The 7028-nt window shown below is 67.2% G+C and carries 5 protein-coding genes, 1 tRNA gene and 2 pseudogenes; 5 read left to right on the plus strand and 3 right to left on the minus strand.

Going from position 1 to position 7028, the window contains the following annotated elements; genetic code table 11:
- Nucleotides 1–90 precede the first annotated feature (90 nt).
- Nucleotides 91–1791, plus strand: a complete 1701-nt coding sequence (locus tag IEZ19_RS32610) for a DoxX family membrane protein (protein WP_189314911.1) — start codon at nt 91–93, stop codon at nt 1789–1791.
- Nucleotides 1792–2778: 987 nt separating this feature from the next.
- On the opposite strand, the gene IEZ19_RS32615 is transcribed toward IEZ19_RS32610, so the two are convergent.
- Nucleotides 2779–3003 carry a DUF397 domain-containing protein gene (locus tag IEZ19_RS32615; RefSeq protein WP_189314912.1) on the minus strand — a complete coding sequence of 75 codons (225 nt, stop codon included), beginning with the start codon at nt 3001–3003 and terminating at the stop codon, nt 2779–2781.
- 126 nt (nt 3004–3129) lie between these two features.
- On the opposite strand from IEZ19_RS32615, the pseudogene IEZ19_RS54225 reads away from it, so the two are divergent.
- A pseudogene (locus IEZ19_RS54225) lies at nt 3130–3252 on the plus strand (IS630 family transposase); the annotation flags it as partial.
- Nucleotides 3253–3342: 90 nt separating this feature from the next.
- Here the strand turns inward: IEZ19_RS54225 and IEZ19_RS32620 are convergent.
- Nucleotides 3343–3408 (minus strand) — tRNA-Arg (locus IEZ19_RS32620).
- Nucleotides 3409–4201: 793 nt separating this feature from the next.
- Between IEZ19_RS32620 and IEZ19_RS32625 the strand changes: the two genes are divergently transcribed.
- Nucleotides 4202–4771, plus strand: coding sequence for a carbonic anhydrase (locus IEZ19_RS32625; protein ID WP_229841130.1), 570 nt, complete (start codon nt 4202–4204; stop codon nt 4769–4771).
- 244 nt (nt 4772–5015) lie between these two features.
- On the opposite strand, the gene IEZ19_RS32630 is transcribed toward IEZ19_RS32625, so the two are convergent.
- The gene (locus IEZ19_RS32630) at nt 5016–5501 is read right to left on the minus strand and encodes a DUF4265 domain-containing protein (RefSeq protein WP_189314914.1); all 486 of its coding nucleotides are present in this window, start codon (nt 5499–5501) and stop codon (nt 5016–5018) included.
- Between the two features lie 233 nt (nt 5502–5734).
- On the opposite strand from IEZ19_RS32630, the gene IEZ19_RS32635 reads away from it, so the two are divergent.
- Together IEZ19_RS32635 and IEZ19_RS32640 are read left to right on the plus strand one after the other, a co-directional pair.
- A complete protein-coding gene (locus tag IEZ19_RS32635; protein ID WP_189314915.1) occupies nt 5735–6022 on the plus strand; it encodes a transposase in 288 nt (95 codons plus the stop codon).
- A gap of 187 nt (nt 6023–6209) precedes the next feature.
- Nucleotides 6210–6560, plus strand: a pseudogene (locus IEZ19_RS32640) (tyrosine-type recombinase/integrase); the annotation flags it as partial.
- Nucleotides 6561–7028 lie beyond the last annotated feature (468 nt).

The following is a 7028-nucleotide window of genomic DNA, read 5'->3' on the forward strand; positions in this document are numbered from 1 at the left end:
GGCCAATCCGGACGTCCGGGGCATCCTTGACGCGGCCCGGACAGATCCGGCGCGCCGAAGCAGTGTCCTAACTCCGTGTCACTCGGTTAGATGAGTGTGGACACCAGAACACCCCGCACACCCACGGGGGACCGCTCGTCGGGGTTCGACGACGCTCCCGCGCTGAGCATGGTGAAGGTGCCGAGCGATCCGGCGCAGGTCATCGTCAATCACGCGAGCTTCCGCGTCCAGTTGGGCGCCTCGGCGAGGCAGTCCCCCCGGGTCGCACGGCACTTGAGCGCCACCGGCGACACCGCCCGTATCCCCGTCGCCGGTACCGCGGGCACGACCGTGGGCCGCCGTCGCCCCGTCGTCTGGAGCGGCCAGTCCGCCCCCGACGACACCGGAGCCCACCGTCTGCTCCAGGCCGTGCGGGGCGGCAGCGTCCGCCACGCCGACGAGCCCTCGGCCGGCACCGGAGCCACCCAGGTCATCCCGCGCATCGACGGCGGCTACGGCGACAACGACCACGGCTATGGCGGCTACGGCGACTTCGACCGCACCGTCGAGACCCCCGTCCTCGGCCACCAGCGCACCGCCGGCTCCACCCGGACCCGACTCCTTCCGCACATGCGGACCGTGGGCAGCGCCTACGACGAACCCGCCTACGCGGACGACCGGTTCGGCGCCTACGGCGACCACGACCACGACCCCTACGACGACCAGGGGCAACCGGACGACCCGGCCACCGAGCCCCACGGCCGACGCCACGCCGACGACCCCGACCGGCACGCGTACTACCCCGGCCGCCGCATGAACCTCGGCGTCGTCCTGCTGCCCCTGCGCATCTTCCTCGGCTTCATCTCCATCTACGCCGGCATGGGCAAGCTCTGCGACCCCGTCTACTTCGACGGCGGCAAGCGCGGCTCGATGGTCACCTGGCTCAACACCCTCCACCCCTGGGAAGTCGCCGAGCCGCTGCGGCAGTTCGCCCTCCAGCACCCGGTCGGCTCCGGCCTCGTCATCGCTTTCCTCCAGGTCGTCGTCGGCGTCCTCACGGTCCTCGGCTGCTGGCAGCGCGTCGCCGCCGTGATCGGCGCGCTCCTGTCCGCCGCGCTCATCGTCACCGTCAGCTGGAAGACGGTCCCCGCCTACGACGCGCCGGACATCATCTACCTCGCCGCCTGGTCCCCGCTGATCATCGCCGGCGCCCCGGTCTACTCCGTCGACGGCCGTCTCGCCGCCGGCGCCTGGCGCACCCTGGGACCCCGCTCCGACATCTGGGAACTGCGCCGCTACGTCCTGCGCCGCGGCGCCCTCATCACGGCTCTCACCATCGGCGTCACCCTGCTCATCGGCTCGCTCCTCGGTGGCGCGGTGCGCGACTCCAGCCGCGTGGTCGTCCCAGGCCCCGGCGAGGCCCCCCGCAACAACCTCCCCGGCTCGCCCCTGCCGGAGGAGCCCGGCCGCGGGCACGGCACGACACCGCCGGCCTCCAGCTCCCCGTCCGGGAGCGCGACGGCGGGCGCCGGCCCCTCGGGCGCGGCGACCACGCCGGGCGCGACCCGCCCGTCCGGTACGGCCCCGGGCGGCGCCCCCAGCCAGACCCAGGGCACCACCGCGGGCCAGGCCCCACCGCAGCACACGTCCCCGGCGGGCGGCCAGGCCCCGAGCACCTCGGCGGGCCCGACGTCGGGCGGCGGCGACACGTCCGGCGGCTCAGGCGGCACGGGCGGCGCCGGCGGCGGCAGCCCGAGCGGCGGCTCGTCCTCCTCGGGCCAGCCGGGGCTCGTGGGCGGCCTGCTGGGCTGACGGCAACACGAAAGGGGTCCCGCACATGCAGTGCGGGACCCCTTTCGTGTGTTTCCTGGAGCCCCCTGTCGGATTCGAACCGACGACCTTCGCTTTACAAGTTCATTTTTGGCTACATGCGCGCCGCCGCGTTGCTACTCCAAGGACTCAAGGCAGTCCACCTACTACCGCCAAGGTCCCCATGCGTACGGCTCTGTTGCCGTCATCTACTGCCGTCAGGATCCTCTAGCTCGTTCTTACGCGTCAGCCGTGGTCGCGGGCCGTCAGCCAGCGCTCCGCGACGGTCGCGGTCATTGTGTAAAAGAACTCCGACTTAAGCCCTGGTTCGTTTGTGGGCGCCTTACCCATGTCATCGGCCAGTTGCGGCGCTTGTAGTGCCGGTGCATGGTGCGCGTAAAGGCCGAGAGGTTGCACTGAAGGTTCTTCTTCTCCATGCCCAGCTGGGTGGCCAGTGAGGTGTAACTCACCGGTGAATCGGGCTGCTTAGCCAGGATGTCGAGTGCGCGGGCGACCATCTGCAGAGCCCAGCGGCTCGATCATCAGCTTGCCGAAGTCCTCGACGGCCCATTGAACGATGGCGAGCTTGCCGTCGTCCGGTGAGTCCGCCGTCGAACCCGTGCCGGCCGGCAGAATTGGGGAGACGGGAGTAGTAACTCTGAAGAGGATCCGCTGGAGGTCATCACGACCGAGAAGTTCCAACAGGTGTGGGCCCGGTGAGCGATGCAACCACTTTAGGAACGGGGTGCGGTCATTGCCTCGACTGACCTGCGACATCATCGCCAATGCCAGCGTCTGCCTGATGCACCGTCAGGCTTCTGGGGTTCCCCGTGGCTCCCCGCTCCATCTGGCACGGCCGTGGCTCGGGTCGGCCTTACTCGGTGCGAAGTACGGCGTAAGGGCTGCCGAGGTCTGAGTGCGAACAATACTGAAATCGCTACAATTAACGTGTGAAGCCGGGCCCGGCTGCATTGGTGAACGCGAGATGTTCTAACCGAACTCTCCCTCGCGCACACCGTCTCGGAAAGCTGCCCATTCTTCTGCGGTGAACCGCAGAGGCGACAGTTCTCGATGGTTCGAGTCACGGACGGCAACAGCTCCGCCACCAAGGTCCGCTACCTCGATGCAGGTGGACGTGTAGGGGCTCTTGCTGCTCTTGACCCAGCGTGCTTGGGTCAGGTCGAGTGCGTACAGATCAGCCTTTTTCGCTTGCATGAGGAGCTCCCGTTTGGCGCTCGCTTATGTGTTCTCTATCCACCCTCACCTTTTTGCTTCTACCTCGCAACTGAGGCTTTCGCTTCGGGGTGACGACGGCTTCGGTGGTGGGTGTATGCCGGTGGGATCCCCGATGGGGGCGGCCTGACCGCGGTGGAGCGGGCACGGCGGGAGCGAGTGCGGTTCCAGGCCGCCGAGATGTTTGCTGGGGGGTTGAAGCCGCCCCAGGTGGCGCGAGCCTTGCGGGTAAGATCAGCCGGTGGCCGTTCGTCTATGCGGGCCTCACCCATTCGTGGGCTCGCCCAGACCATGATCGGTCCGGGCCGTTTCGCCTAGTGCCCCCGGCAGGATTCGAACCTGCGACCCCGCTTTAGGAGAGAGGTAGGGGAGTCTTGCCTATGACCTGCGACTTTCGTGGCCGAGCTAGCAGGCATGGATACGCCCGCCAGACACCCTTGTTGACCGCGGCTGACCCTCGTATCTGGCACGACTGTGGCATGCGACCTCTTGCTCCCGAACTATCGGCTGGGGGGTCAGTGAGGTCTGATGGGCTGGTCGGTCGGACGTAGATGGCTGTTGAGGGTCAGCTGCGGTCGTCGAGGTTGCTGTAATTCTCCGCTTTACAGCATCGGCAACTTGGCAGGTACTGGCGAGGTTGACGTACTCCGCGTTGCTACCAGTCGCGGCCACCTTCTGGCGGTGAGCGAAGCCACTGCATCTGAAGCGGCGGCTGCAAACGGCGCCTGCCGACGACGACCCGCCGTTCCACCTCTACGGGGAGAGTAGCCGGGTCACCCACCCGGGCTACTCTCTCCGGCTCGGACAAGGCCCCGGACTGCTCTCCCTGTTGGGCTGACTGAAGGTGCGCTTCGCGCAGAAGGCTTTCATGCGGCCGCCGGAACGGATTCGGTGGGCCGTCTGCGGGAAAGCGGTCCTCGCCTGCTTGTGCCTGCGGTCTGGCTTCCTCACCGCGCTGAACAATCGCCTGGTCATGGCTTATTTGCGCGTCTCGGCGGATTGAGGGGAACGACCGATGGTCGCAGCGGAACACCCGAATCGCAGGGCTCTGCTCGCTGGTGGACTCGCAGTCTCCACGGCCGCGCTTGCGGGGTGCTCGTCGACGAGCGCCACCCCACTGGCGACCAGTGCTTCGCCGGAAGTGGGCCCGACAACGCCCGCCGCAGCACTCGCGAGGCTGATGGATGGCAACAAGCGGTGGGTGAGCGGAGACCTCCAACACCCCGACCGGGATCCGAACCGGCGCCAGTTCGTTGCCCAGGGGCAGAAGCCGTTCGGCGCGATCCTCGCCTGCATCGACTCCCGGGTGCCGCCTGAACTTCTCTTCGACACCGGGCTGGGTGATCTGTACGTGATGCGCACTGGAGGAGAGGCGGTCGAGCCGGTGGTTACGGGTTCTGTGGAGTACGGGCCCATGACGAGTGGCACTCCGCTCATCGTGGTCCTTGGGCATCAGCGGTGCGGAGCCATCGAAGCGGCGTACAAGTCTCTCCATGGCGGCAAGCCGCTGCCGGGCAACCTCGAAGCGATCGCCAAGGCTCTGCGTCCTGCGTACGAACAGGCAGTCAAGGAAGGCGGTGCCGACCCGGTCGAGACCATGGCCCGCGCGCAGGCCAAGCTGACCGCAGCCGACCTGCGCTCCAACCAGGACCTGACCCCACTCGTAAGAAAGGGCATTCTTGCCGTGGTCGGCGCGTACTATTCCCTCGACACCGGGAAGGTAGAAGTCCTGGCGGGTGCGCCTTCCTGACCAGTCGACTGAGCCAGACGTGTATCTGCCAGGCCGTTGATGATCAGCCCGGTCGAGACGGTTTGATCGCGCAAGCCTACTTCTTCTTGCCCTGGGTCTTGTCGCCGATCTCGATGACCTGCGTTTTCACTGGTCAGGGCAGTGGGCGTAGGTGCCTTAGGGGTCGTCATTGGTTGTCGTTGGCTGCTGTCGAGCGACGTCGGACGGCCCAGGGACGGCCCAGCCGTGGCCCACATGACCGGCGTCAGCCGGCGGAAGCGGCCCGCCACTGCGCGGTGATGCACCCCTCTTCCATGTCCCACCACTCCTCGGCTACGCCGTGGTTGAGCAGCCTTTGCACCTTGGCGAGATCAGCGGTGGGAGGGACGTCCAGGGCCACCATGCCGAACCGCTCTATGCCCTCGCCGTCGACGCCGAGTTCCTGAAACGCGTTGATCACGCTCTGCCGCGCAGCTCCTGAGCCGCCGTCACGGAACACGATGAGGCGCATGGTGCAGTTCTCCGAACGCCGAACCACCCCGCCGGCCCATCGCACGCCTTCCTCGTCGGGCTCCGTGGCCACGATGTCCCCGCAGGCAATGCCTCGGACGAACCATGGAATGTTGTCGAGCTGCACAGTGCCGTCCCCCTGGTCGATGGCCCACAGGCTTTCCACCGAGGCCGGAGGCCAGTCGGCCTCTATCTCAAGCCGGAAGTGCACCTTCACGTACGAGCCGCCGGGATTCGTCATGCCGCCCAGGATGCACGCATCAAGCGGGCCGCCTGGAGTGGCCCTCTTTGATGGCGACCTCTTCGTCCCGAAGCAACTTCCCGGAGCGCCTGACCCTGGGCCGGTGCGTCTCTCACCTGTTGTGACGGTCCACAAACGTCCGCGGTTGTTCGCCATTGTGCGTCGGCGTTGTCACGCAGTTTGTCCCTCCCCTCGTAGCGTGGAGACCGTGACTGCAGGGGAAGTTGGGAGTCATGGCAGAGAAGCGACGGAAGTTCGATGCGGAGTTCCGCGAGGGGGCCGTACGGATCGTTACCGAGACCGGCAAGACCGTCGCCGAGGTCGCGAAGGATCTGGGGATCAACGAGACCACGCTGGCCAGTTGGGTATCGTGGGCCCGTCGCGCGGGCACCGCGCCGGGCGGCGGGAATGACGAGCTGGAGAGGCTGCGGCGGGAGAACGCCCAGCTCAAACGGGACAACAAGGAACTCGCGATGGAGCGTGATGTCCTCAAACGCTGCATGGTCCTGTGGGTGAAGTAGCCGTGGCGGACCCGGCGTCCGTCGTCGGGGCGATCGGAGACCAAAGGACCATGCACGGCATCCCGCACCGCGTCTCCTGCCGCGCCCTGGGCGTGAGCGAGTCGTGGTTCTACAAGCACCGCAGCCGCCGGCCCACCGGCCGTGAGGTTCGCCGGCAACAGCTGGCCGAGGCGGTGAAAGAGGTGTTCGTCTGCGGCAGGCGGAGCAGCGAACCGCTGCCGGGCCCGAGTGGCCCGGCAGCGGCCTGGTGTTCACCACCCGGAGCGGTCGGCCCATCGAGCCGCGCAACCTCTACCGGTCCTTCCTGCGGATCTCAGAGGCCGCAGGGCTGCCGAAGGTGCGTCTGCACGACACGCGCCACGGATGTGCGTCCCTGCTCTTCGCGGCCGGCGTCGCACCGCGCACCGTCATGGAAATCCTGGGGCATTCGCAGATCGCGGTGACGATGAACGTCTACACGCACGTCAGCGATGACAGCCGCAGGGAGGCCATGAGCCATATGGACCGCTTGCTTCGGCGCCGCCCACCTACGGTCTGAAACCGGACTGTGCCCGCCCCGGGCCCACCTCGGCTGATCCGTCCGCCTGGCACCCGACCCGGCGGGCGGATCAGTATCGGGCTCGGTGCCGATGGATCAACGCCGCACATTCCCCTCACATGGCCAGAAAATCGTTGCAGCAGCTTCAACTAGCTACCAGCCCAGGAGATTTGGGAAAAGGAAGGATGGCCGCTGCATCCACAGCAGACTCACAGAAATCAGGGGGGTAACAGTGTCAGTCAGGCTGCGCAAGCTGGCTGCGTCCACCGCAGTCGCGCTTGCTACCGGCTTCATTCGCAGTGCTCCGGCGTTTACGCCGGGGGTGAAGCGAATCATGTCGTAGCGGCGCGGAGCGGCGCAGCGACTTGGTTCGCGGAGCGAACCGGTGCCGGTCGGTGAGTGCCGTCGTGGAGCGGCGGAAGACGGCTCCGGCGGAGCCGGGCAGGGCTCACGTCAGACGGGGCGGTT

This window comes from Streptomyces brasiliensis (assembly GCF_014647875.1).
GTDB classification, from domain to species: domain Bacteria; phylum Actinomycetota; class Actinomycetes; order Streptomycetales; family Streptomycetaceae; genus Streptomyces; species Streptomyces brasiliensis.

Excerpts from the sequence above, each read along its gene's own strand:
- IEZ19_RS32630 (WP_189314914.1), bottom strand. The coding sequence starts at position 5,501 with ATGACGAATCCCGGCGGCTCGTACGTGAAGGTGCACTTCCGGCTTGAG.
- IEZ19_RS32635 (WP_189314915.1), top strand. The coding sequence starts at position 5,735 with ATGGCAGAGAAGCGACGGAAGTTCGATGCGGAGTTCCGCGAGGGGGCC.
- IEZ19_RS32610 (WP_189314911.1), top strand. The coding sequence starts at position 91 with ATGAGTGTGGACACCAGAACACCCCGCACACCCACGGGGGACCGCTCG.
- IEZ19_RS32625 (WP_229841130.1), top strand. The coding sequence starts at position 4,202 with ATGGATGGCAACAAGCGGTGGGTGAGCGGAGACCTCCAACACCCCGAC.
- IEZ19_RS32615 (WP_189314912.1), bottom strand. The coding sequence starts at position 3,003 with ATGCAAGCGAAAAAGGCTGATCTGTACGCACTCGACCTGACCCAAGCA.